Source organism: Streptomyces echinoruber (genome assembly GCF_014651135.1).
In the GTDB taxonomy this organism is placed as follows: Bacteria; Actinomycetota; Actinomycetes; order Streptomycetales; family Streptomycetaceae; genus Streptomyces; species Streptomyces echinoruber.
The window spans coordinates 1-24,523 of record NZ_BMWH01000009.1; the positions used below are offsets into that span (position 1 = coordinate 1).

General features: G+C 71.2%; 16 protein-coding genes and 1 pseudogene. 13 read left to right on the forward strand and 4 right to left on the reverse strand.

The features are described 5' to 3' along the window. Positions 1 to 83: 83 nt before the first annotated feature. Both IE225_RS13440 and IE225_RS13445 read right to left on the reverse strand, forming a co-directional pair. Positions 84 to 416: a MazG-like family protein gene (locus IE225_RS13440; protein WP_190057705.1), complete on the reverse strand. Its 333-nt coding sequence runs from the start codon at positions 414 to 416 to the stop codon at positions 84 to 86. Between the two features lie 88 nt (positions 417 to 504). Continuing rightward, positions 505 to 2,400, reverse strand: a complete 1,896-nt coding sequence (locus IE225_RS13445) for an ATP-binding cassette domain-containing protein (RefSeq protein ID WP_190057706.1) — start codon at positions 2,398 to 2,400, stop codon at positions 505 to 507. A gap of 1,458 nt (positions 2,401 to 3,858) precedes the next feature. Here IE225_RS13445 and IE225_RS13450 point away from each other — a divergent pair. The 4 genes and pseudogenes from IE225_RS13450 to IE225_RS13465 all read left to right on the forward strand — a co-directional run bounded on the left by IE225_RS13450 (position 3,859) and on the right by IE225_RS13465 (position 12,024). Next, positions 3,859 to 5,391, forward strand: a complete 1,533-nt coding sequence (locus IE225_RS13450) for an AAA family ATPase (protein WP_373303181.1) — start codon at positions 3,859 to 3,861, stop codon at positions 5,389 to 5,391. Between the two features lie 321 nt (positions 5,392 to 5,712). Next, positions 5,713 to 6,426, forward strand: a pseudogene (locus IE225_RS13455) (HEAT repeat domain-containing protein); the annotation flags it as partial. Between the two features lie 164 nt (positions 6,427 to 6,590). Beyond that, positions 6,591 to 7,628 (forward strand): MerR family transcriptional regulator, encoded by a 1,038-nt coding sequence (locus IE225_RS13460; protein ID WP_190057708.1) that lies wholly within the window; start codon positions 6,591 to 6,593, stop codon positions 7,626 to 7,628. Between the two features lie 799 nt (positions 7,629 to 8,427). Next, positions 8,428 to 12,024, forward strand: coding sequence for an NACHT domain-containing protein (locus IE225_RS13465; RefSeq protein ID WP_190057709.1), 3,597 nt, complete (start codon positions 8,428 to 8,430; stop codon positions 12,022 to 12,024). 316 nt (positions 12,025 to 12,340) lie between these two features. Here IE225_RS13465 and IE225_RS13470 read toward each other — a convergent pair whose 3' ends face one another. Beyond that, complete coding sequence (locus tag IE225_RS13470) at positions 12,341 to 12,601, reverse strand: hypothetical protein (RefSeq protein WP_373303182.1); 261 nt, start codon at positions 12,599 to 12,601, stop codon at positions 12,341 to 12,343. Then, positions 12,598 to 12,957, reverse strand: coding sequence for a hypothetical protein (locus IE225_RS13475; RefSeq protein ID WP_190057710.1), 360 nt, complete (start codon positions 12,955 to 12,957; stop codon positions 12,598 to 12,600). Before IE225_RS13475 ends, IE225_RS13470 begins: the two co-directional genes overlap by 4 nt. 294 nt (positions 12,958 to 13,251) lie before the next feature. On the opposite strand from IE225_RS13475, the gene IE225_RS13480 reads away from it, so the two are divergent. From IE225_RS13480 to narI, 9 genes are all read left to right on the forward strand, one after another. Continuing rightward, positions 13,252 to 14,094 carry a helix-turn-helix domain-containing protein gene (locus IE225_RS13480; protein ID WP_190057711.1) on the forward strand — a complete coding sequence of 281 codons (843 nt, stop codon included), beginning with the start codon at positions 13,252 to 13,254 and terminating at the stop codon, positions 14,092 to 14,094. After that, positions 14,076 to 14,285 carry a DUF397 domain-containing protein gene (locus IE225_RS13485; RefSeq protein WP_190057712.1) on the forward strand — a complete coding sequence of 70 codons (210 nt, stop codon included), beginning with the start codon at positions 14,076 to 14,078 and terminating at the stop codon, positions 14,283 to 14,285. The genes IE225_RS13480 and IE225_RS13485 overlap by 19 nt, the downstream gene beginning before the upstream one ends. 298 nt (positions 14,286 to 14,583) lie before the next feature. After that, entirely contained in the window at positions 14,584 to 14,745 is a 162-nt protein-coding gene (locus IE225_RS13490; RefSeq protein ID WP_190057713.1) for a hypothetical protein, read from the forward strand. A gap of 741 nt (positions 14,746 to 15,486) precedes the next feature. Next, positions 15,487 to 16,704: a nitrate/nitrite transporter gene (locus IE225_RS13495; RefSeq protein WP_190057814.1), complete on the forward strand. Its 1,218-nt coding sequence runs from the start codon at positions 15,487 to 15,489 to the stop codon at positions 16,702 to 16,704. Positions 16,705 to 16,820: 116 nt separating this feature from the next. After that, positions 16,821 to 17,300, forward strand: coding sequence for a hemerythrin domain-containing protein (locus IE225_RS13500; RefSeq protein WP_190057714.1), 480 nt, complete (start codon positions 16,821 to 16,823; stop codon positions 17,298 to 17,300). Between the two features lie 332 nt (positions 17,301 to 17,632). Beyond that, the gene (locus IE225_RS13505) at positions 17,633 to 21,361 is read left to right on the forward strand and encodes a nitrate reductase subunit alpha (protein WP_190057815.1); all 3,729 of its coding nucleotides are present in this window, start codon (positions 17,633 to 17,635) and stop codon (positions 21,359 to 21,361) included. 1 nt (position 21,362) lies between these two features. After that, positions 21,363 to 23,069, forward strand: a complete 1,707-nt coding sequence (narH, locus tag IE225_RS13510) for a nitrate reductase subunit beta (RefSeq protein WP_190057715.1) — start codon at positions 21,363 to 21,365, stop codon at positions 23,067 to 23,069. Further along, the gene (narJ, locus tag IE225_RS13515) at positions 23,066 to 23,734 is read left to right on the forward strand and encodes a nitrate reductase molybdenum cofactor assembly chaperone (RefSeq protein ID WP_190057716.1); all 669 of its coding nucleotides are present in this window, start codon (positions 23,066 to 23,068) and stop codon (positions 23,732 to 23,734) included. The genes narH and narJ overlap by 4 nt, the downstream gene beginning before the upstream one ends. Further along, the gene (gene narI, locus IE225_RS13520) at positions 23,731 to 24,519 is read left to right on the forward strand and encodes a respiratory nitrate reductase subunit gamma (RefSeq protein ID WP_190057717.1); all 789 of its coding nucleotides are present in this window, start codon (positions 23,731 to 23,733) and stop codon (positions 24,517 to 24,519) included. Before narJ ends, narI begins: the two co-directional genes overlap by 4 nt. Positions 24,520 to 24,523 lie beyond the last annotated feature (4 nt).

The following is a 24,523-nucleotide window of genomic DNA, read 5'->3' on the forward strand; positions in this document are numbered from 1 at the left end:
GGCGGGCGTGGCGCGCCGGCGGGCGCCTCCGCAGGGGTGGGCGTCGGCGGAGCAGCGGGAGGATCGGGAGGATCGGGAGCCGCCTACTGGGTGGCGGCCTCGGCTTCGTGCAGGTCTCGTGCGGCGATGCGCTCCAGGTGCCGGGCGAACACGGCGGGAGCGTCCGGGTTCATACGCGTCAAGGCCACCATGCCGGTCACGATGACGTCGCAGACTTCCGCCTCCACGTCCTGCCAGGTGTGCGAGTGGCCCTTGCGAGGGTTCTGGCCCATCGCTCCGATCACGGCTTCGGCGACCTCGCCGGCTTCCTCCTGGATCTTGAGGAGTTGCAGGAGGACGCGCTGTGCGCGGGGGAGCGTGGAGTGGTCTTCCAGGTGGTCCGCGAGGCGGGCGACGGTCTGCCAACTGTCGGTCATGTGCGTCTCGATTCTTGTTGCCGGAACGGGGATGTGGTGCTGGTGGGTGCGGGGTGCCAGGGGTGTCGGAGGTGTCGGGGGGCGGAGGTCAGCGGTCCTTGGCGAGGGCCACGAGCTCGGCGAAGAGGCCGCCGGCGTTCACGAGGTCGTCGTACCGGCCCTGTTCGATGATCCGGCCGTGCCGCATGACCACGATCCGGTCCGCCAGGCGCGTGTTCTCCAGTTGGTGGGTGACGACGATGGTCATCCGCTCGGCGGCGATGCGTTTGATCTCCAGGAAGATCCGGTGCTCGCCGCGGGGGTCCATTTGGGAGGTCGGCTCGTCCAGGATGAGAAGAGGGGTACGGCGGTACAGGGCGCGGGCGCACACCAGGCGTTGCCACTGCCCGCCGGACAGTTCGGCGCCGCCGAAGAGTTCGCGGGCCAGGAGGGTGTCGAGCCGGTGGGGCAGCTTCTCGATGGCTTCGCGCATGCCGACGGCGTCGACGGCGTCCCACACGGGGCCGTCGTCGAAGGTGCGGGGCTGGCCGAGGGTGATGTTCTCCCGGGCGCGCAGGGGCCAGCAGGCGAAGTTCTGCGGCACCAGCGCGGTGCGTTTCCACACCGATTCGGGATCGGCGCCGGCCAGGTCGATGCCGTCCCACAGGACGCGGCCCTTGTCGGCGAGCAGGATGCCGGTGATGAGCTTGGTGAGGGTGGACTTGCCGGAGCCGTTCTCGCCGACGACGGCGAGGATCTCACCGCGGCGCAGGGTGAGGGAGACACCGTCCACGGCGGGTTCGTCCTTGCCGGGGTACTGGTGGACGACCTCGTCGAGACGGATCTCCTCCACCTGCTCCGGGATGGTCGCCTTGCCGCGTTTGGGGGCCCGTTCGGCGGCGGTGTCGAGGAAGGAGCGCATGTCGGCGAGGTAGAGGGAGGTGTGGAACAGGGCGGCGCCGTGGAGGACGACCTGCGCCAGCGCGGCGAGTGCCGTCTGGACGCCGACCACGGCGGTGGCGGCGACCGGCAGGCCGATGCGGCCGGTGGCGGCGAGCCAGGCCAGGGCCGCCCAGGTGAGCAGGAGGAACAGGCCGCCGACGGCGGAGGTCGCCAGGACGATGCGGAGCATGCGCGGAGCCGCGGTCAGGGTGCGCCGGTCGACGCGTTCGGACAGGGCGCGGTACCAGTAGATGAGGTAGCCGGTCATGCCGTTGGCGCGGACCTCGTCGCCGTGGCGGGAGTAGGTGGCCCACCAGCGCATCATGCCGCGGACGTTGCGGTCGCCGACGTTGGCGTAGTGGGTCTCGTAGTCGACGCGGGCGGACAGCACGGCCCCGGCGCCGGCGGGGAGCACCGCGAGCAGCAGCAGCGGAAGCATCAGCCAGTGCAGGGCGGTGATCACGCCTGCCGCGGCGACCATGCGGATGAGGGCGGCCATGAACCGCTGGGCGTCCTTGACCATCATCGTGGTGCGGGTGACGCCGACCTCCGCGGCCTCCTGCCGGTCGGTGAATCCGTCCTCCCCGTACGCGGCGGCTTCGACACGGCAGACCGCGGAGACGAGGGCGACGTCGGCCTCGGTGACCAGGCGGGGAGTGATCCGGCCGTCGGCGTAGGAGGCCAGGGTGCCGCTGATCCGGCCGATCGCCGCCGCGGCCGTGACGACCGCCAGGGCGGGCAGGGCGGTGTGCAGGCGTTCGGTCACGGTGCCGGAGCCGAGGATGCGCGTCATGGCCTTCGCGGTGAAGCCCAGGACGACGGCGGCCGCGATGCCGGTGAGGACCTGGCAGGCCAGGAGCAGGACGACCCCGCGCCGGTCGACGGCCCACGCCATGCGCGCCGTGTCCCCGAGGACCGAGGGGAGACGGGCGCACATCGTGCGGAAACCGGCTTCCTCCAGCGGGTTCTTACCGAACTTGCCCTCGTAGACGATGCTGGCCGGCGGCGGTGGGGGAGGCGTTTCGGAACTTTCGGCAGAGGTGGCGGTCAGAGGCACCTGCATCCCTCCTTCGGGTCGGCGCCGCACCTGGATGGTCCGGCGGTGCCTGGCTCAACGAGGCCGGGAGCGAATCGAACACGCTCGATTCCGGTCGCGGCGCAGGCCCGGAATTCAGGGGGCTCGACCGCACGGTTGCGGGGCCGCACGGCCTTCGGCGCGACCGAGGCTGACCGAAACGCCGAGGGTTGTTACAGGTGTGGCTGATGGGATTTACAGCGTCCGAACGAGGGGCACGGCCGCGTGGTCGGTCGGCCCTGCCTCCCGCGGCGTGCGGTCGTAGCCGCTGCGAACTCACCGTTCCGCGGAGACAAGGAGCGTTCCCAAGCAGGACAACGGTTTTCGCCCGAACTCTCCCGAGCTGTCATCAGCGCGCCTATCCTGCTGTCCCACCAAGGCATCACCATCCGGGGGGATCGTGTCCGACACGTTCGGGTCCAAGCCCGCGCTCAAGCGCTGTGCGGTATGCCGTCTGCCGGTGGCCAGGAAGAAGCTCGTCTTCGCCGCGAACGGACAGCCGGTGCACCGCGCCTGCCGGTCGGCCACGGATCGCTCGCCGGCCCGTTCGGCGGCTCCGCCCGGTCTCACCCGGGCACGGGCGCCGAAAGACATCAGCCGCGCCGAACTCCTCAGAAAAATCGAAGCGTTGCGGAAGCGTGACGCGAAAATGAAGCCGGGGCCGCGAAGGTGCAGCCCGCCGGCCGCCCCAAGCGGCCGACAGCGTCACACCGCGGCAAGCGGCCGGTTCCCCCGCCCCAGCCGTTCTACGGTGTGGAGATGAAGTTCATCAACGGCCGGTGGGTGCAGATGCACCCTGACTCCGAATAGTGGCTGCCCGTCATAGTGGCTGCCCGTCATGCCGGCCCGGTCCGAGGCACGGCCTGCGTCCGGGTGTCACGCGCGAACGTGAGCGTTTGAGACCAGCCATTCGTGCAGGTGACCTGTCGGGTTTGAGCCTGGAGAAGCCTGCCGCCTTGTGACGCTCGTGTGGCGCTCCAGTACCTCGCCGGCCGCCCGAACACCGCAAAGCGTGCTGATCTGCATTTTTTCCTCTCTCCGTGCCTCCTGACGTGTTTTCCGTGACGCGCCACATGGAGTGCGTGACGATTCTTGAACTTGCGGCGAAGGCTTCCCGACCTGCGGTTCAGCAGGGGCGCCGGCGGGTCTCGGCCTGTTCCGCGATATCCAGCAGGCCGAGCCCTTCGGACCCGCCTCACCTGTGGATTCGTGCTGGGGCGACGGAGAGGGGCGGCTGCGTGATGCCTGGCCGCCGGGGACTCTCGGCGCTCATATGACACTCGACTCCCGTAGGCAAGGCCGCCTGGATCGGTGTGTTGCGAGGCCCGTGACAGCCTCGCCGGAAGCCGCTGACACGGCTCTGCGACGGTCACCGCCGGTGACTTCTGTTCCCGGCCATGGGGAAGGTTGAGCTGGACGAATTCTGTCTAAGTAGACTTAGACAGAATGTGGTCGATCCAGCTGGTAGGAGTTCCGGTGGACGAGAACACGCTCGCCAAACCCGATGATGTGGTCGACCGTGACCGTGAGTGGGTCCTGCTCACCGAGTTCGTCACGGACCCGGATCCGGCGATGCGCCTGGGGATCGTGTCGGGGCGCAGGCGGCACGGGAAGTCGTATCTTCTGCAGGCGCTGTCGGAGCGGGTCGGGGGGCTGTACGTCACCGCGGTGCGGGAGGAGGGACGGTTGCCGGCGATCCGGCGGTTCAGCGACGCCATCGCGGCGCACGCAGGTCTGCGGCCCGGCACGCTGCGGTTGGCCGACTGGCGGGACGTCCTGTCCAACGCCCTTGACGTCATCGCGCGTTCACGGACTCCGCTGTTGGTGATCGATGAGTTGCCGTATCTCCTCCAGCATTCTCCCGAGATCCCCGGCCTGCTCCAGCAGCTCTACGACGAGCGCCAGCGGGGCACGGGGGCCGGACCCGGAGCGCGAGTGATCCTGTGCGGGTCCGCGATGAGCGTCATGCACGAACTGCTGTCGGGAACGAAGCCGTTGCGCGGCCGTGCGGTGATCGATCTGAGGCTGGGGGCCTTCGACTACCGGGCCAGCCGTGCGTTCTGGCAGATCGACGACCCACTGACCGCCCTGCAGGTGCACGCCGTCCTCGGTGGCGCTCCCGGTTACCGGTCGGTGGCGGCCCGCCCGCATCCGAACGAAGGCTTCGCCTCCTGGCTGACGCGGACACTCCTGGACCCGGGGCGGGCAGTGTACTCGCGCACGGAGACGGAGTACCTGCTGCGCGAGGATCCCCGGATCACCCAGCACACCCTCTACTACGACATCCTCACCGCGATCGCCCAGGGCGCCACTACCCCCACCAAGATCGGCGCGGCCCTGGAACGGCAGCGCAACGCAGTCACCCACCCGCTCGGCGTCCTGGAGTCCACAGGCTACATCCAGCGCGAGCAGGACATCCTGCGTCCCCGCCACCCGGTCATCACCCTGGCCGACCCCGTCATCCGCTTCAACCAGCTGATCACGCTCCCCCAGGCGGCCGCCATCGAACAGGGCTTCGCCGAAGAGGCGTGGCAGGCCGCCGCGCCGACCTTCAACTCCAAGATCCTCGGCCCCCACTTCGAGGACCTCGCCCGCGCCTTCACCCGCCGATACGCGCACACCCTGCTTCCCGGCGGTCCACTCGGCCCGGTCGGCACCACTGAGGTGGCGGACCCCGCGGCCCGCACCAAGCACGAGGTCGATGTCATCGCTCTGGCCCTGGGCGAGCGCCCGCAGGCTCCCCGCGCCCGGATCGCCCTCCTCGGCGAGGCCAAGGCCACCGCTGCCCGCCGCGGCACCGGCGACCTGCAACGCCTGGAACGCATCCGCACCCTGCTCACCGACCAGGGCTACGACACCACGGGCACCACCCTGGCCCTGTTCTCCCTGCACGGGTTCTACCCGGACCTGATCGAGTCCGCAGCCCGCCGCGACGATCTGCTCCTGGTCGACCTGCCGGGCCTCTATGGGATCGGTTGACCTCAGCTTTCATGCGAGGTCGGGGTGGTGGCGCTTCGAGGGCCTCTGTCGCTCTGGTCGGCCCGGAGCCTAGTTGGGGACGCCGACTGGGGCCCTGAGGACCGACAGCACGGACCGATTCGGATGGGGGTTCGGACGGGGGCATGACCTGCCGGGCGGGCGGCGGCAACGGATCGCAGGGGGCGACCATCCGTCGGCCGTCCTGGGCGATCACAGGGAGTCGCGCGGATCGGAGAGCGCCCGTGCCGCCCCGTGACCGGCGGATCCTCCGGTCCGCCGGTCACGGGCTTGACCTTGACACGTTGGCAAGGTGTCCCCTGGGTGCGGGAGGTGGTCCCGATCAACACGACCAACGGAACCCCGCAGCACACCCGTGTGGCCAAAGCATTGAGCGCCGAGGACCCGTCGGTCCGGCTCCAGGCGGCCCTGGCGGCCGGCTCGCACCCCGACCCCGGCTTCCTGGAGACGCTCGTCGAGCGGTGCGCGGTCGAGCCGGACTTCTTCGTGCGGGACATGCTGTCCTGGGCGCTGACCCGCCTCCCGCCGGAGATCACCCTGCCCCGGATACGCCGGGAACTCGACTCCGAGCGCGCTCAGGCCCGCAGCCAGGCGTTGCACACCCTCTCCAAGATCGGTGACAAGCGCGCATGGGCCTGGATCACGCGCGACATGCTGCGCGACGCCGACGACGAGGTCGCGCGGACCGCGTGGCGCGCCGCGGTCGTCCTCGTCCCCGAGGGTGAGGAGAAGGGCCTGGCCGACGAACTGGTCAGGCAGCTCGGCCGCGGTGACCGCACGGTGCAACTGAGCCTGAGCCGGGCCCTCGTCGACCTCGGTGACGTGACCGGGCCCGCTCTGGAGAAGGCCGCGGCGAACCCCGACCCGGCGGTGGCCGCGCACGCCCGTGCCACCGAACTGCTCCGGCAGAACCCGGAGGCCGGGTTCGACGCGGCCGTCGAGGAGGCGAAGCGAGTCGTCGCCCTCGGCCCGGAACGAGCCGCTGCCGCCGACGACGTTGCCGACGCTGCCGCCGCGGCTGCGTCGGGAGCCGCCGAGACGCCGGAGACCGGCCCGACGTCTGAGACTGCCCCGACGTCTGAGACTGCCCGGATGCCGCAGGCCGGTCAGATGCCGCAGACTGGCCGGATGTCGCAGACTGGCCGGATGTCGGAGACCGCCCGGACCGAGGAGGCCATGGATTGCTGATCGGTGATGTGGCCCGCCGCTCCGGGGTGAGCACCCGGATGCTCCGGCACTACGACGCCCTCGGGCTGGTGCGACCGAGCGGTCGCACCGTCGGCGGCTACCGCGAGTACTCCGCCGAGGACGTCCGCAGGATCTTCCACGTGGAGAGCCTGCGGTCCCTCGGGCTGTCGCTCAAGCAGATCGGGCGCGCGCTGGAGGACCCGGCCTTTACCCCGTCCGCCCTGGTCAGCGATCTTGTCCGGTGGACGGAGGACCGCTTGAGGCGGGAACAGGAGCTGCTCGAGCGGCTCCGCGCGATCGATGCGTCGGCGCCCGCCGACTGGCAGGAGGTCCTGCGCATCGTCGAACTCATGCAAGGACTCGGCTCGGCCAGTGCCGCGCGCAGGCAGCAGGCCGTGCTGGCCCGGCCGGAGGGCGGGCCGGCTTCCGCCGGGCTGCTGGCCGGGGCGGTCCTGGCCGAATCCGACCCCAACGTCGCGGGTGCCCTGCGCTGGGCACTCGCCCGTTCGGGCGGTGACGGCCTGGCGACACTGGCCGCCGGCATGCGGTCGCAGGACGCCGGCATCCGGCGGCGCGCTGTGCTGGCGATCGCCGAGATGCCCGACGCCCCGGGTGCGACCGCGGTGCTCGCGGACGCGCTCGGGGACCCGGACACGACGGTGCGCGGGCATGCCGCTCTGGCGTTGGGCAGGCGTGGCGTGACCGCGGCCGTGCCGGCACTCGTCGGCATGGTGGTCGAGGGCTCCCACGACGTCGAAGCGGCGGAGGTCCTGGGAACGCTGGCCCGCAACCCCGGGTGCGCGGACCGGATCGTGACCGCGCTGGCCGACGAACTCGCCGCGCCCACCGCGGACTGTGCGACGCGGGTACGCCTGACCCAGGCGCTGGTCGAACTGCCGGGGACCACCGCGCGGGAGGTCCTGCGTCGGCTGGCCCACGACGACGACCGCACCGTCGCCCTCATCGCCTCGGCCCTCGTCGCAGGACTCGACGAGCGGTCCCCCGGAGACCGGGGCGACGAGAACTCCTGAAAGCGCGCGACCGAGACGCCGCGGCACCTCGCCCTGGCGGTGCGTTGCCGCCGGAACTCCCGATCGACTTCAGGGACGGCCGCTCCAACGAGGCGTCGTTGATGGCGAGCCCATGGCAAAAGATCATTGAGCCTTGCAAAAAGGTCACTGAGCCTTACAAGCGGTACCGCGGACGCGGCCTCGCCGCCTGCCGGAGCGGCGACGACAAGGCGCACTGTCGGCTCCGCAGCCCGGTCGGGCGTGCCTTCACCCGGCTCGAGCAAAGGAGGATCTTCCGCGGGGCACGCTGCGGCCCGAACCGACGCACGTCAATCGTCCAGGTCGTCCTCACCCCGGAGCGGCACCGCTGAAGAAGCTCGATGATCCTTTGCGTGTCCGAGGTCTCCGTGATAACACGGAAAAAAGCCGATAATGCGATGGCGGGCACAGGAGACTCTCACCCTCGATTTCCGGCGGCTCAACGCGGAGTGTTCACTCGAGGGAAAGCTCCACGCTGACGCGGCAGTGCGCAACTTTCCTCCGGAAACGCTTATGGCGACGCCATTGCGTGGCCGTGACGTGTAAATATCCAGCCCTCGGAACGGGTGCCCGTCCTCTGGAGTGGAGAGCGCTCATGAGTTCTGGTGGCGAAACCAAGAAGCACGGCCCGCCCGGTCCCCGTCCAGCGGGGATGTGGGCTCGGTTGTGGTTCCGGGCGAGCTGGCCGGCTGTGGCCCTGTGGCGCAGGGGCCGTAATGGGTGGCTGGTGAAAAAGGGGGAGCGAAGGGCGCGTCACTGGTGGCGGCCCCGGACCTGGCTGGTGAACGCGGTCTACCTCGCGCTTTCCGCGATGTACCTGCTGTTGATCGTGTACAGCTTCGTGGCGCCGAAAAAAATATACTCGTTCAACAGTTGGCAGGGCGCGCTGGCCGCCATCGGTCTGTCGTCCACGGCCGTGATCGCGACGGTGTGGTTCATCTTCTGGCGCTTCCGGCGAGCCCGCTCCTACTACCTGCGCAAGGCGAAGCGGTTTCCTGGCGAGCTGGTGAAACCGGGCAGCATCATCGGCGAAGTGGTGGGACGCGATCAGCTGTGCGACGCCCTGATGAATGATCTTCGGGACCGTCGCCAGCGCCGTCCCCATGTGATTGTCGGCACCCTCGGTGTCGGAAAGACGGCCCTGCTCGTGCGCCTCACCCAGCGTCTCGCCCGAAAAGGTGTCGTGCCCGTGGTGCTGCAACTGCGCGATGTCCGCGATGTCAGGGAGTTCAACTTCTCGAAGCTCGCCGCGAGAAAGTTCTGTGCCGAGGTGCTGGAATGGGTCTCCTCCAGGAGCGAGGCGGAGAAGATCTGGCAGCGGCTGCGCCACACCCAGGACCGGGCCGTCGTACTGGCGGACGGACTCGAGGAGGCCCTGAAAGGCGCCGATGACCGCGACAACAAGATCCGGAAAGCCATCAACGACGCCCGGGAGGCCAAGCTCCCGCTGGTCATGACGTCCAGGCCGCAGAAATCACTGGAGGCCATCGACGCGGCTCAGACGGTTCTGGAGCCGCTGAGCGAGGAGGCGGCGCTCCGGTACGTCGCCGAAGGCAGCAACTGGCGGTCGAACAGGCAGCGCATGGACTGGGTGGTGGAGGCGGCTGAGATCGCCGAGTCCCCGATCTATCTCAACATCGCCAAGGACCTCGAACTCCGTGGCCTGCTCGAGCCGATCGTGGGAGGTGGAGAGGACGAGAAATGCGATCCGCGCGACCAGGACGTGTGGACGCTGCGCTACGACCTGCTGGACGCCTGGATCCAGGCGCTGGTCAAGGGCCACCTCTACCCCGAGCAGCCCCTCTCCTACAAGGGACGTTTCACGACCGTCGAGTACCTGTCGGTCCTCGCCTGCGCGGCACTGCACACCAACTCGACGTACGCCGGCTACGGCGCCCTGACGGCGACGCCCGCAGCCGCCGCCGACGCGAGCGGTGAGGGCGGCGTGAGTGGTGGGAGCGGCGGAACCGGGGAGGCGTTGGTCGTAGGAGCTTTGCGCGCCCGGCTGCGGAAACGTCTGGAGTCCGTTGCAGACGGGTGCGACGCCGGTGACGGCCCGGCCGGGAATTTCGACGAGCGTCTGGCGGGCAGCTGGGGCAGCCGCCTGGGGCTGGTGGAGGAGCAGGGCGAGGGCGTCAGGTTCCATCACAGTGTTCTGCAGGCCTACCTTGCCTCCCGGTACATGGACGCACTGGTGCGTTGCGAGGAGACCGTACGCCCACCGCGGTCCGAAGCGGTGGCCGCGGCGTCATCGACCGCCCCCGCGGGAGGACGGCCCCCGAACGATCCCCAGCCCGTGCCGGCCCCGTCCGCCCCCTCTGTCGAGGAAGCCTATTTCGGTCAGGCGCTCCAACGCCCGGGCCGGGAACTCGCCATGGCGCTCGTGTTCTACTCGCGGTCGATGGAAGCGCTCAAGGGAAACCACGGCCAACACGGCTCCGACACGCACGGCGCCGACGGGCACGGCTCCGATGCGCACGGCACCGACGCGCACGGCATCGACGACTGCCCGATCGGCATCGTGCGGGACCGGCTCGAGGAGGCCGCGGGCAGAGCGCTGCAGGGCGGTTCCGCGCAGGCCGCCGGTGCGGGGCGGGACGATGCGGGGAGCGGTGACATCGAGCAGGACCCGAAGATCAGGGCTCTGGAGCTGTATTCCGCCGCACTGGACGTCGACAGCTTCCACCACCGGCCGAGGCACCACGACATCGTCCAGACCGTCCGCGATGGCTGGGAAAAACTGCAGGTCTACAACGACCGCAAGCTCGACGCCCCGAAGAAGGCGCTGATCCAGCGGATCGGCGCGACCGGTCGGTTGCTGAGCAAACGGCACGCGCTGCCGCCCTGGGACGTGCAAGAGGTCCAGGGCGAGACCGCCTACGCCCACCTGTTCGAGATCACCGGCAAGGAGCCCTCCCACAGCGTGCGGTTCACCATCGCTCAGGCGATCGGTGAGGGCGGCGACGACGCCTACCGCACCCTTGAGCGCGAACTCTTCAGAACATCGGCCGGCGCTTCCGTTCCCGCCGGGGGCAAGGCGGAGTTCTTTCCCACCGGAATGAACGTCGACGACGTCTTCTACGCCTTCTCCTACCGTCCCGGCGCGAGCGAAGCGGTCAGCAGGTCCACATCCGGGTCCCCCGGGACGTGCGAAGCGGACGGCCCTCCCTCCGCGCCGGGAACCACGAGGACCGAGCGGCTGCTGCGGAAGGAGCGTGCGCGCCGGCTCAGCAAGCACCAGCGCGACGAGGAAGCCGCGGAGCAGAGAGAGCGGGAGGCCGAGGAAAGAGAGCACCGGAAGGAGATCATGCGGGCCTGGCTCGCTCCGATGCTGGTCCGTTCCTGCTCGTTCACGCCGCACCGGAGCACTCCGTACGAACTGCTCTCCTGGTGGATGGAGCGGTTGCGGGACGGGCGGGTCGACCTCAGGCAGCAGGTCGCGCTCGCCCAGGGTTTCCGGCAGGCCGCGAACCACCGCACGCCCCCGACGGAACCCGCCAGGGCCCGCGACTTCCTCAACGAGCAGGCCTGGAAGATGCTCAAATACACCCGCTACTGGTTCGCCCGGCTCGTCCTGCTGCACGCCCTGACCCTGTGGGCCCTTCCGGACGACATCACACAGCGGCAGCCCCGGCACGGCCACGGTGCCCGTCCGGCCCGGCAGATGCGGCAGTGGCTGGAACAGGGGGCCGACCCCGTCGGCCGGCGCAAGCGCCATGAGGAGCATCCGCTGGTCGGAGCAGCGGGCAAGCTGGCGCGTCAAGCCCTGCAGACCCGGCGTCCGGACCGGTTCCTGTGGATCGACGAGGTCGGCACGGCCTCACAGATCGGATCCGAGACCAGCTCACCGGGGGAGCAGCGGATGCACAACCTGTGGATCCCGCCCTCCAGGGGCTGGAGCACGCTGGACCCCGACGCGCAGCAACTGCTCGCCGACGTACTGGTCCTGCTGATCCTCACCGAGGAGCGGGGCGATCGGCCGAAGGACGCGCTGCTCCGTCTGAAACACGCGTACTCCGGTGAGCAGAACCGCCTTCCCCCGTGCCTGGCCAGGGACCGTACCCCGCTCAATCCGTTGCAGGCACTCGTCGGGGAGACTCCGTGCTCGCTGCCCGGCTCCAACTGCGCCGACGGCTGCCCATTCGAGTTCTGCCCGTATCCGCCCAAGGGGCCCCAGTGCCGCACCGAACTGAATGAGCTGTTCTGCATCCAGCAGAGCTCACTGCTCAGCCCGCTGCAGTTCCAGGCATGGCGCTTCCTCAGGTTCCGCCGGCGGGCACGGTGGCAGCGCAAGGTCCCGGTGAAGAACCTGCTCAGGTTCTGGGACGAGATGGGGGCCCGGGCGCGGAACCACTCCCTCAAAGAGGCGTCGTTCTGAAGGTGTCCGAAGACCGTGTGCACCCCCGCGTGCCGGTCGCTCGTTCCGTCCGTCCGGCCCGCGGACGGACCGTGCACGTGCAGCGAGCCGGCAGACCGGACCATGCGCGGTGCCGGTGCCGGTGCCGGTGGTGCGGTGCCGGTCTTGCCCGGCCTGTCGTAGTCGTAGAAGCGTCGGCTGAGGGTGACAGCGACGGTTGCGTCACCCTGCCGCAGGGTGGGCGAAGCCCACGCTGTACGAGATCGCCCGGTGGTCGCTGTGCGGGCACGGCTGGAACTCACCCGGGGTGGTGGAGCGGGCCGGCCGGCCGCACCGGTCAGCGGTCGAGAGCCGCGCGGCTGCGCGCGTTCGCCTCGGCCAGGCGGGCACGGAGGAGTTCCGCCCGAGTGAGCGGTTGCACGCCGCCGGGGTCGGCGTCCCACTCGCGGCCGCCGGACAGGGGGCGGAGCTGGAGGTACGGCCCCTGGTGGCCCATGACGACGCCGACCCGGTCGCACGCGGTGTCGCGGACGGCGGTGCCGGGCGGCGGGGGAGGGGCGGATTCGGGCACGGGGGCGGCGGGGTCCGGGGCGGTCACCGGGCGGCGCCCCGGGCGATGACGGCGGCCAGCGCGAAGGCGACGGGGGCCGAGCAGACACCGAGGTGGACGAGGGCGTACCGGGCACTGAGGGGAGTACGACGGTCGTCCGGCGCGGCCTCCTCGGCGGCGTCCGCCGGTTCCGCTCCCTCCGGCTCGTCGGGGAGCGCGTCGCCCCAGGGGGTGCGCACGTCCATGGCGGGGAGCTGGATGCCGGCCCGGGTGAGCGCGTCGGCGAGGGCGTCGCGCGCGGCGAGGGCCTCCTGGAGGTTGGGGGCGAGAGTGCGGGGCTTGGGGCGGCGGGGCAGCGCGGGGCGGTCGGGAGAGGAGTCGGGGGCGGGGGTCGGGTTCGACATGTGGATGTCCTTTCGGAGGGAAGACGGAGCGGGCGATTTCGTGATTCGGGCACCGCGGCCACGTACGGCGAATTACCGTGTGTAGTCGGTGCATTACGAGAATGCAGCCGGGGTGGGACGGGACGTGCCGTCGACGCGGTGCCCTTCCCCGCCCGGCGACGCACGTTCCACAAGTTCCACAGGAGCCGCAGCGGGCGGTGGGCGGTGGACACGTGCGGTCGTGGAAGTCACGGGTACGAAGGGGTGCCGGGCGTCGCGCCGACGACGACCGGCGGCCCCCGGAGGGGAGTCACCTTGCCGCAGCGCCGCCTCGTCACGGGCCGCAGCCAGGAACCACGCCAACGGTTCGCCGAGGAGCTGCGGCAACTGCGCGCCGGAAAGGGCGAGAGCCTGCGGCAGCTCGGGGAGCGGCTGGGGTGGGACTGGTCGCTGTTCGGGAAGATGGAGAAGGAGGAGACGCTGGGCAGCCCGGAGGTCGTCCAGGCCCTCGACCAGCACTACGGCACGCCCGGACTGCTGCTCGCCCTCTGGGAGTTGGCGGCCGGCGACCATACGCAGTTCCGCGAGCGCTACCGGCGGTACATGGCGCTGGAGGCGGAAGCGGTCAGCCTGTGGCACTTCGCGGTGAGCGTGCTGCCCGGGCTGTTGCAGACGCCGGGGTACGCGCGGGAGGTTCTGGCGGCGGGTGGGATCAAGGGGGCCGAGCTGGAGCAGCAGGTGAAGGCCCGGATGGGGCGGCGGGAGCTGCTGGAGGGGGAGGATGCGCCGCCGTTCCGGACGATCCTCTCGGAGGCTGTGTTGCGCACGCCGCTGCGGGACGCAGCAGAGTGGCGAGCGCAGTTGGAGCACCTTCTGGAGATGTCGTCCCGCGACAACATCACGGTCCACGTGCTGCCGAACAGTGCCGGACTGCACGCGTTGCTCGGCTTCGACGTCTGGTATCTGCTCCTGCCGGACGGCCGAACCGTGGTTTACACCGAGAACGGCTATAGGGGCGAACTCATCGAAGAAACAGCGCCGGTTGTGCGCCTCCAGAAGGCGTACGATTCAGTGCGCGACCTGGCGCTGACCCCAGCCGAGTCGCGGAAGTACATCCTGCGCAAGTTGGAGGAAGTGCCGTGCGGATCGTCGACCTGAGCGCTGCTTCTTGGCGCAAGAGCAGTTACAGCAATCAGGACGGTGGCGCGTGCATTGAGGTCTCCGACGACTTCGACGCCGTTGTCCCCGTGCGCGACAGCAAGCACGCGCACGGCCCCGTGATCACGTTCGCGGCCGGTGGCTGGGCCTCGTTCGTGGCGGCCGTGAAGCGTGGTGAGGTGGGCGCGTGAGCCGCGTGCCCCGGCGTTGAGCGTAACGACGGCCCCGCATCCACCACTTGACGGGTGCGGGGCCGTCGCCGTGCTCGGCTTCCGCTGCTTCTCGCTTGTGCGGTTCTCCCGGATCACGGCAGCCGGCGTTACCACGCGTCCATGCCTCTCTGGTGGTGTCTGAGCTGGTGGCGCTCCTCGTAGGAGCGGCCGCCTCTCGCGCACGACCGGGCCGTTCGGACGGACGGCCCTTTCGTGTCCCCTGGAGCGGGGGTCCGTCCCGTACCGGCGGCGAGACCGACCCACCCCGGGAGACCTCGTGAACACCGCCCTTCACACCGCAGCTCCCCCGCACCTCTCCCGCGGCCTCCCCGGCTCCCTCCGCGCCCCCGCCGACACGCTCGGGACGTCCGCCGCGCAGGCCCGCAGCGCGGTACTGGAGGAACGCGTCGTGCGTGCCGTGATGGGCAACCGTTATTGACGCCCTTGTTCCGGCGGGGTCCGCTGGAACAAGGGACCCTCGGCCCACCGCCCAGGGGACCGTCGGCCGCCGCGCCGGACGCGTCCGATGCCGGATGCTCGGCATCGACCGGTCCGGAGGCGTGCGAAGGCATTCGGGGACATTCCGGATACCGCGACCGCACCCCACGCCCGTGTGCGGCCGTCTCCCCCGCCATCCCCCGTCGCGGGCGCGGCAGGTGGTCCGGACCGGTCCCGCCCGGCCGTCCGCCTCGCCTGCCACGTTCCCGGACGGCCGGACGCATTCCGCCCGCCCTCACCAGCCCCACCCGCCGCCGGGCCCGGCCGCGGCAGCCGACCAAGGGTACGAGGAGCACGGGAAGGACGAGGAGCACGCGTCCGGATCTTTGGGGTCGGAGACCGACCCCGGAGCCGTCGGTCCCGGTGCCGGTGGCTTGGGGCCCATCGGCCCTGGGACGCCGCCCGGCAAGCGGTCCGTATGGCCCCCCGGCCCGGGACCGGTCGGGCCGGTACCAGGAACCGACGGCCCCGTGCATGACCACCCCGGAGCGCGAAACCTGGAGGACGGGCCGCCGCGCGGGAGCGCACGGAGCGGCCGGATACTGCGTTCAGGAGGAACAGCATGGTGCTCCAGCGGTCTGGGAGAAGCGACGCGACGCCGTCCGGTGCGGCACCGTCCGACGCGACGGTCTCCGGTACGGCACCGCCGGCCCGCGAGCCGGTGCCGGGCCGTGCCTGGCTGATGCTGACGCTCGCCACGGTCGGCTTCGCCGTCAACTTCTGGGCCTGGGCGCTGCTCAGCCCGCTCGGCCCACGGTTCAAGGAGAGCCTGGAGCTGAGCTCGTTCGAGCAGTCGCTGCTGGTCGCGGTGCCCGTGGTGGTCGGCTCGCTGGGCCGCATCCCGGTCGGCGCCCTGACCGACCGGTTCGGCGGGCGCGTGATGTTCCCGCTGGTCTCCGCGGCCACCATCGTGCCGGTCCTCTACCTGGGCCTGGCCGGGCACTCGTCGCTGGCGGAGCTGCTGGTGGGCGGTTTCTTCCTGGGCGTCGGCGGCACCGCGTTCGCCGTGGGCGTGCCCTTCGTCAACGCGTGGTTCCCGCCCGCGCGCAGGGGTTTCGCCATCGGCGTCTTCGGCGTCGGCATGGGCGGTACGGCCATCAGCGCCCTGACCACCGTGAAGCTGGTGGGCGCGCGCGGTATGGCCACCCCGTTCTGGATCACCGCCGTCGTCCTGGCCGGGTACGCGGTGGCGGCGGCGCTGCTGCTGCGCGACGCCCCCGGCCGTACGGTGCCCGCCGAGCCGCTGGTCCGCCGCCTGGCCGACACCTGCAGGCTGGGCGTCACCTGGCAGGCGTCCGCGCTGTACGCGGTCGCCTTCGGCGGCTACGTCGCCTTCTCCGTCTACCTGCCCACCTACCTCAAGACGGGCTACGGCCTGACCCAGGCGGACGCGGCCAACCGCATGGCCGGGTTCGTGCTGCTCGCGGTGGCCATGCGTCCGGTCGGCGGCTGGCTGTCGGACCGTGTCGGCCCGGTGCGGGTGCTGGGCGGGTCGCTGGCCGTGGTGGTCGCGGGTGCCCTCGCGCAGTCGTTCGGCCTGTCCCTGTTGCCGGTCGGCACCCTCGCGTTCCTGGCCATGGCCGCGGCGCTGGGCGCGGGCAGCGGGGCCGTCTTCGCCCTGGTGGCGCTGCTGGCCCCGGCGAACAAGGTGGGTTCGGTCACCGGCATCGTCGGTGCCGCCGGCGGCCTGGGCGGGTTCGTTCCGCCGCTGGTGATGGGCGCGCTGTACGGCGCGTACGGCTCGTACGCGGTGGGCCTGCTCCTGCTGGCGGCGGTGGCGGCCGCGGCGCTGGCCTTCACCGGCACCGGCGTGCACCACGCGGTCACGCGGCACGGCCGCACTGAGCCGAGCAGGCACCGGGACAAAGTACCGGGCAACAACCGAGTAGTGACCGAGTAGTGACCGAGCGGCAAGCGCGCGGGAACCGATCGGAAACCGGGCAGGAACCGATCAGGAGCCGATCAGAAACCGGGCAAAAACCGGGCAAAAGCCGGGCAGGAAGGAAGGGCCGAGCGGTGTGCGAGTACTGCGGATGCCAGGCGGTGCGGACGATCGACGAGCTGACCCAGGAGCACGAGTGGGTCGTCCGTCTCATCAGTCACGTCCGGGACGCCCGGCGGGACGGCGCGATCGCCCGGATGGCGGGGCTGGCGCGTGAGATCGCCGCCGTGCTGCACCCGCACACGCGGGTGGAGGAGCACGGACTGTTCCCGGCGATGTCCGAGGAGTTCCCCGAGAAGATCGCCGCGCTGGAGGACGAACACCGGCGTATCGAGGCGGTACTGGCCGAGGCGGACGGCGCGTTCCTGACCGACCCGAGCTGGCCGGACCGGCTGATCGACGCGCTGAACCTGCTGCGCGAGCACATCCTCAAGGAGCAGGACGGCGTCTTCCCCGCCGCCCTGGCGCTGCTGGACACCGAGCAGTGGGAGGCCGTGGAGGCGGTGCGCGCCCAGGTCGGCACCCACGCGCCGGGAGCCGTCCCCCAGACCTGACGCCCCCGCTCCCGGCCGTCCTGTCCTCGGCCGTCCTGTCCTCGGCCGTCCCGCGCCTGGCCCCGCCGCCCCCCGGACCTTCCGTTCCCGTCCCTCCCGCCCCCGATCACCCGCCCGGCCGCAGCCCCCGCCGCCGGGCGGAGTGCCGCCCGCCCGGCGGCGGGGGCCGTGAGGAAATCCAAAACCGGAGGTGTGGGAGGCAGCGATTGTGGCAAGGCGTGGGATGGCGTTCCCTGGAGAGCCGGGGCGAGTATCCGAGAGGGCCTTCGAGCCCGGGAAAGGGCGGCACGGTGGCCACCGAGACCGATCCGCTGCCGGAGGGCGGGCCCGCGATGCGCGGGGCGGGACTGGACGGCGAGGTGACGGACGCCCTGGTGCGCTCCCGCCGGTTCTTCACCCGCGCCGAGATCTCCGACGACCTGCGTTCGCTGCACAAGAGGGGCGGCCGGCAGGCCGACGCGTTCTACCGGGACCGGTGGTCGCACGACAAGGTGGTCCGCTCCACGCACGGCGTGAACTGCACCGGTTCCTGCTCGTGGAAGGTGTACGTCAAGGACGGCATCATCACCTGGGAGGCGCAGCAGACCGACTACCCCTCGGTGGGCCCGGACCGCCCGGAGTACGAGCCGCGCGGCTGCCCGCGCGGGGCGGCCTTCTCCTGGTACACGTACTCCCCGACCCGCATCCGCTACCCGTACGTGCGGGGCGTGCTGCTGCAGATGTACCGGGAGGCCAAGGCCCGGCTGGGCGATCCGGTGGCGGCCTGGGCGGACATCGTCTCCGACCCGGAGCGCGCTCGGCGCTACAAGCGGGCCCGCGGCAAGGGCGGCCTGGTGCGGGCGAGTTGGGAGGAGGCGGTGGAGCTGGCCGCCGCCGCCCACGTGCACACCATCAAGACCTACGGGCCGGACCGGCTGGCCGGGTTCTCGCCGATCCCGGCGATGTCGATGGTCTCGCACGCGGCCGGGGCGCGCTTCTACTCGCTGCTGGGCGGGGTGATGCTGTCGTTCTACGACTGGTACGCCGACCTGCCCGTCGCCTCCCCGCAGGTGTTCGGCGACCAGACCGACGTGCCGGAGTCGGGGGACTGGTGGGACGCCGGCTACCTGATCATGTGGGGTTCCAACCTGCCGGTGACCCGCACCCCGGACGCCCACTGGATGGCCGAGGCCCGCTACCGCGGCCAGAAGGTGGTGGCGGTCTCCCCCGACTACGCGGACAACGTGAAGTCCGCCGACGAGTGGCTCGCCGCCCGGCCCGGCACCGACGGGGCCCTCGCCATGGCCATGGGCCACGTCGTCCTGAAGGAGTTCTTCGTCGAGCGGCAGGCGGACCGCTTCCTGTCGTACGTCAAGCGCTACACCGACCTGCCCTTCCTGGTCACGCTCGACGAACCCGGCGGGGGAGCCACGGGCGACGAACCCGGCGGGGGAACGCGGGGCGTCCACCGGCCGGGCAAGTTCCTCACCGCCGCCGACCTGGGCGGCGAGCAGGCGGCGGCCGAGCACGCCGAGTTCCGCACCGTGCTGCTGGACGCGGCCACCGGCCGCCCGGTGGTCCCCAACGGCACTCTCGGTGACCGGTTCGCGCGGAGCGGCGCGGGCAAGTGGAACCTGGACCTCGGCGACACCGACCCGCTGCTGTCGGCCGCGGGCGGCGACGAGGCGCCGGTGACGGTGGAACTGCCGCGCTTCGACGCACCCGACGGCGGCGCGGGCCGGCTGCTGCGGGGCGTGCCCGTGCGCAGGGTGGCCGGACGGCTGGTCACCACGGTGTTCGACCTGCTGCTGGCGCAGTACGGGGTGGCGCGCCCCGGGCTGCCCGGCCGGTGGCCGGCGTCGTACGACGACGCGAGCGAGCCGTACACCCCGGCCTGGCAGGCCGGGATCACCGGTGTCGCGGCGGAGAAGGCCGCCCGGATCGCGCGGGAGTTCGCGGCCAACGCGGAGGAGTCCGGCAGCCGCTCCATGATCATCATGGGGGCGGGGACGAACCACTGGTTCCACTCCGACACCATCTACCGCGCCTTCCTCACCCTGACCACGCTGACCGGCTGCCAGGGCGTCAACGGCGGCGGCTGGGCCCACTACGTCGGCCAGGAGAAGGTCCGGCCGCTCACCGGCTACTCGGTGATCGCGACCGCCGCCGACTGGAACCGCCCGGCCCGGCAGATGATCCAGACCGCCTACTGGTACCTGCACAGCGACCAGTTCCGCTACGACCCCTTCTCCGCCGACACCCTCGCCGCCGCCGGCTCCGGCGGCCCGTTCGCCGGGAAGGCCACCGCCGACGTCATCGCGCAGTCGGCCCGCCTGGGCTGGATGCCCTCCTACCCCACCTTCGACCGCAACCCGCTCGACCTCGCCGACGAGGCCGAACGGGCCGGCCGCGAGGTGGCCGAGCACGTCGTGGCGGAACTGAAGGCCGGGCGGCTGCGGTTCGCGGGCGAGGACCCCGACGCCCCGGAGAACTTCCCGCGAGTGCTGACCGTGTGGCGGGCCAATCTGCTCGGCTCCTCCGCCAAGGGCAACGAGTACTTCCTCACACACCTGCTGGGCACCGACTCCTCGCTGCGCGCCGAGGAGGCCCCGCCCGGGGCGCGCCCCCGGGACGTGGTGTGGCGGGAACAGGCCCCGGTCGGCAAGCTCGACCTGCTGCTCACCCTCGACTTCCGCATGACCAGTACCACCGTCTTCTCCGACGTGGTGCTGCCCGCGGCGACCTGGTACGAGAAGCACGACCTGTCCAGCACGGACATGCACCCCTACGTCCACGCCTTCAGCCCGGCGATCGCCCCGCCGTGGCAGACCCGCACCGACTTCGACGCCTTCCACACCCTCGCCGGGGAGTTCAGCCGCCAGGCCGCCCGGCACCTGGGCGTGCGCCGGGACGTGGTCGCCGCCCCGCTGCTGCACGACACCCCGGACGAACTGGCCACCCCGCACGGACGCGTGAAGGACTGGAAGGCCGGCGAGTGCGAGCCCGTGCCCGGCCGCACCCTGCCCAAGCTGATCACGGTGGAACGCGACTACGGGGCCGTCGCCGAGAAGATGGCCGCCCTCGGCCCGCTGCTGGACAGCCTGGGCGCCACCACCAAGGGCATCACCTTCACGGTCGACCGGGAACTGGACCACCTGCGGCACAAGAACGGCACCGTACGCGGGGGAGTGGCCGACGGCCGCCCGTCGATCGCCCGGGACGCCCACGCCTGCGAGGCGATCCTCGCCCTGTCCGGCACCACCAACGGCCACCTGGCCACCCAGGGCTTCCACACCTTGGAGGCCCGCACCGGGACCCCGCTGGCGGACCTGGCCGCCGAACACGAGGGCAAGCAGGTCACCTTCGCCGACACCCAGGCCGCCCCGGTCCCCGTCATCACCTCGCCCGAGTGGTCCGGCTCGGAGACCGGCGGGCGCCGCTACTCGCCCTTCACCGTCAACGTCGAACGCCTCAAGCCCTGGCACACCCTCACCGGACGCCAGCACTTCTACCTCGACCACGACTGGATCAGCGCTCTGGGCGAACAACTCCCCGTCTACCGGCCCCCGTTGGACATGCACGTGCTGTTCGGCGAGCCCCGCGTCGGCGAACGGGGCGAGCTCGGCCTGACCGTGCGCTACCTGACCCCGCACAACAAGTGGTCCATCCACTCCGAGTACCAGGACAACCTGTTCATGCTGTCGCTGTCCCGGGGCGGGCCGACGATCTGGATGAGCACGAAGGACGCGGCGAAGATCGGCGTGCGCGACAACGACTGGATCGAGGCGGTCAACCGCAACGGCGTCGTCGCCGCCCGCGCGATCGTCTCGCACCGCATGCCCGAGGGCACCGTCTACATGCACCACGCCCAGGACCGGCTCATCGACGTCCCCCGCACCGAGACCGGCGGACGCCGCGGCGGCATCCACAACTCCCTGACCCGCCTGCTGATCAAACCGAGCCATCTCATCGGCGGCTACGCCCAGTTGTCGTACGCCTTCAACTACCTGGGGCCGACCGGCAACCAGCGCGACGAGATCACGGTCATCCGCCGGCGCACCGACCAGGAGGTGGAGTACTGACATGCGCGTGATGGCCCAGATGGCGATGGTGATGAACCTCGACAAGTGCATCGGCTGCCACACCTGCTCCGTCACCTGCAAGCAGGCGTGGACCAACCGCACCGGCGTCGAGTACGTCTGGTTCAACAACGTCGAGACCCGCCCCGGCCAGGGCTACCCCCGCCGCTACGAGGACCAGGACACCTGGCAGGGCGGCTGGGAACTCAACAAGCGCGGCAGGCTCACCCTGAAGGCCGGCGGCCGCCTGAAGAAACTGATCAGCATCTTCTCCAACCCCAAACTGCCCTCCCTGGACGACTACTACGAACCCTGGACGTACGACTACGAGACGCTCACCAACGCACCGCTGCAGGAACACACCCCGGTCGCCCGCCCCAAGTCCCTCATCTCCGGCAAGGACATGAAGATCTCCTGGTCGGCGAACTGGGACGACGACCTCGCCGGCTCCGCCGAGCACGGCGAGAAGGACGTGCTGCTCCGCGAGGTCTCCGAGAAGATCAAGCTGGAGTTCGAGCAGACCTTCATGTTCTACCTGCCGCGCATCTGCGAGCACTGTCTCAACCCCTCGTGCGCGGCCTCCTGCCCCTCCGGCGCCCTCTACAAGCGCACCGAGGACGGCATCGTCCTGGTCGACCAGGACCGCTGCCGCGGCTGGCGGATGTGCGTCACAGGCTGCCCGTACAAGAAGGTCTACTTCAACCACCGCACCGGCAAGGCCGAGAAGTGCACCTTCTGCTTCCCCCGCGTCGAGGTCGGCCTGCCCACCGTCTGCTCCGAGACCTGCGTGGGCCGGCTGCGCTACATCGGCCTGGTCCTCTACGACGCCGACCGCGTCCTGCCGGCCGCCTGTACTCCCGACGACACCGACCTGTACGAGGCGCAGCGCCAGGTCTTCCTCGACCCCCACGACCCGCACGTGGCCGCCGAGGCCGAGCGGGCCGGCATCCCGCGCGACTGGATCGAGGCCGCGCGGCGCTCACCGGTGTACGCGCTGATCAACACCTACCGGGTGGCGCTGCCGCTGCACCCGGAGTACCGCACCCTGCCCATGGTCTGGTACATCCCGCCGCTGTCCCCGGTCGTCGACGCCGTCCGCGACACCGGCCACGACGCCGAGGACCACCGCACCCTCTTCGCCGCCGTCGACGCGCTGCGCATCCCCGTCGACTACCTCGCCCAGCTGTTCACCGCGGGCGACCCGGCCCCGGTCGACGCGGTCCTGCGCCGGCTGGCCGCCATGCGCTCCTACCTGCGCGACATCAACCTCGGCCGTGAACCGGACGCGTCCATCCCCGCCGCGGTCGGCATGAGCGAGGAGGAGATGTACGACATGTACCGGCTGCTCGCCCTGGCCAAGTACGACGAGCGCTACGTCATCCCGCCCGCGCACGCCGAACAGGCCCACCAGCTCGAGGAACTCGCCACCGAGTGCAGCCTCGACCGCGAGGGCGGCCCCGGCATGGGCGGCTGGGGGCCCTTCGGCGAATCCTCCGGCGGCGCCGCGCCGATCGCCGTCGAGAACTACCGGGCCCTGCACGACCGGCAGACCTCCGACACCCCCGCCGCGCCGGTCGACAAGGAGACCCGGGTCAACCTCCTCAACTGGGACGGCAAGGGCTCACCGCCCGGCCTGTTCCCGCCCAGGCCGCCCACCGGCGGCGCCGCCGGCAGCGCCGGCAGAGGCGGGGAGGTCGAGCCGAAGCCATGAGAGCCAGGAGAAGGAGGACCGCGCGCACCGCCCGCACCGAGCCGTGGCACCCGTACGCCTGGCAGGCCCAGTCCCTCCTGCTGGCCTATCCCGACGACCGGCTCCCGGCCCACCGCGCCCTGGCCCGGCGCGCCGCGACGGCCCTGCCCCCCGCGGTCGCCGGCCCCCTGCTGGACTTCGCCGCGCGCACCGAGCACGTCCCGGCCGACGACCTGGCGGCCGCGTACGTGGCCACCTTCGACCACCGCAAACGCTGCTGCCCGTACCTGACGTACTACGCCCACGGCGACACCCGCAAACGCGGCATCGCCCTGCTCCGGCTCAAACAGACCTACGCCGCCGCGGGCTGGCGCCTGAGTGACGACGAACTGCCCGACCACCTCGCCGTCGTCCTGGAGTTCGCCGCCGCCGAACCGGCCACCGGCCACCGCCTCCTCACCGAGCACCGCGCCGGCCTGGAACTGCTGCGTCTCGCCCTGCGCGACGACGGCTCCCCCTGGGCGGCCCTGCTGGACTCCGTCACCGCGACCCTGCCGCCGCTCGCGGGCGACGAACACCAGGCCGTCGCCCGCCTGGCCGCCCAGGGCCCGCCGGAGGAGCAGGTCGGCCTCGCCCCCTACCCGCCCGAGCAGCCCGTGCCCGACTCCGCAGGAGGTCCCCGATGACCGCTGCCGCACAAGCGGCGACCACGGCCCCGCACACGCTGACCACGGCGGCCGGGACCGGTACCGGCGGCATCCTGCTGTGGGTCGTCCTGCCGTACCTCGCCCTGGCCGTGTTCGTCCTCGGCCACGTCTGGCGCTACCGTTACGACAAGTTCGGCTGGACCACCCGCTCCTCCCAGCTCTACGAGAACCGCCTGCTGCGCATCGGCAGCCCGCTGTTCCACTTCGGCGTCCTGGTCGTGCTGCTCGGCCACATCGGCGGCCTGGTCGTCCCCAAGAGCTGGACCGAGGCCGCCGGGATCGGCGAGGACGCCTACCACGCGACCGCGGTCGCCCTCGGCACCGTCGCCGGCGTCTGCACGCTGGGCGGCCTGGCCATCCTCGTCTACCGGCGCCGCACCGTCGGCCCCGTCTTCTCCGCCACCACCCGCAACGACAAGGCGATGTACGCCTCGCTCACCGCGACCATCGTCCTCGGCCTGGCCGCCACCGTCGCCGCCAACCTCGTCGGCGGCGGCTACGACTACCGCGAGACCATCTCCGTCTGGTTCCGCTCGATCTTCTCCCTGCGGCCCGACCCGGACCGGATGACCGGCGCCCCGATCCTCTTCCAACTGCACGCGATCAGCGCGATGCTGCTCTTCGCGGCCTGGCCCTTCACCCGCCTCGTCCACATGCTCACCGCGCCCGTCGGCTATCTGACCCGCCCCTACATCGTCTACCGCAGCCGCGACACCCGGCTGGGAGCCCGCGCCCCCCGCCGCGGCTGGGAACGCATCGGATGACCGC

Excerpts from the sequence above, each read along its gene's own strand:
- IE225_RS13440 (WP_190057705.1), bottom strand. The coding sequence starts at position 416 with ATGACCGACAGTTGGCAGACCGTCGCCCGCCTCGCGGACCACCTGGAA.
- IE225_RS13445 (WP_190057706.1), bottom strand. The coding sequence starts at position 2,400 with ATGCAGGTGCCTCTGACCGCCACCTCTGCCGAAAGTTCCGAAACGCCT.
- IE225_RS13450 (WP_373303181.1), top strand. The coding sequence starts at position 3,859 with ATGTGGTCGATCCAGCTGGTAGGAGTTCCGGTGGACGAGAACACGCTC.
- IE225_RS13475 (WP_190057710.1), bottom strand. The coding sequence starts at position 12,957 with ATGTCGAACCCGACCCCCGCCCCCGACTCCTCTCCCGACCGCCCCGCG.
- IE225_RS13495 (WP_190057814.1), top strand. The coding sequence starts at position 15,487 with ATGCTGACGCTCGCCACGGTCGGCTTCGCCGTCAACTTCTGGGCCTGG.
- IE225_RS13505 (WP_190057815.1), top strand. The coding sequence starts at position 17,633 with ATGCGCGGGGCGGGACTGGACGGCGAGGTGACGGACGCCCTGGTGCGC.
- narH (WP_190057715.1), top strand. The coding sequence starts at position 21,363 with ATGCGCGTGATGGCCCAGATGGCGATGGTGATGAACCTCGACAAGTGC.
- narJ (WP_190057716.1), top strand. The coding sequence starts at position 23,066 with ATGAGAGCCAGGAGAAGGAGGACCGCGCGCACCGCCCGCACCGAGCCG.
- narI (WP_190057717.1), top strand. The coding sequence starts at position 23,731 with ATGACCGCTGCCGCACAAGCGGCGACCACGGCCCCGCACACGCTGACC.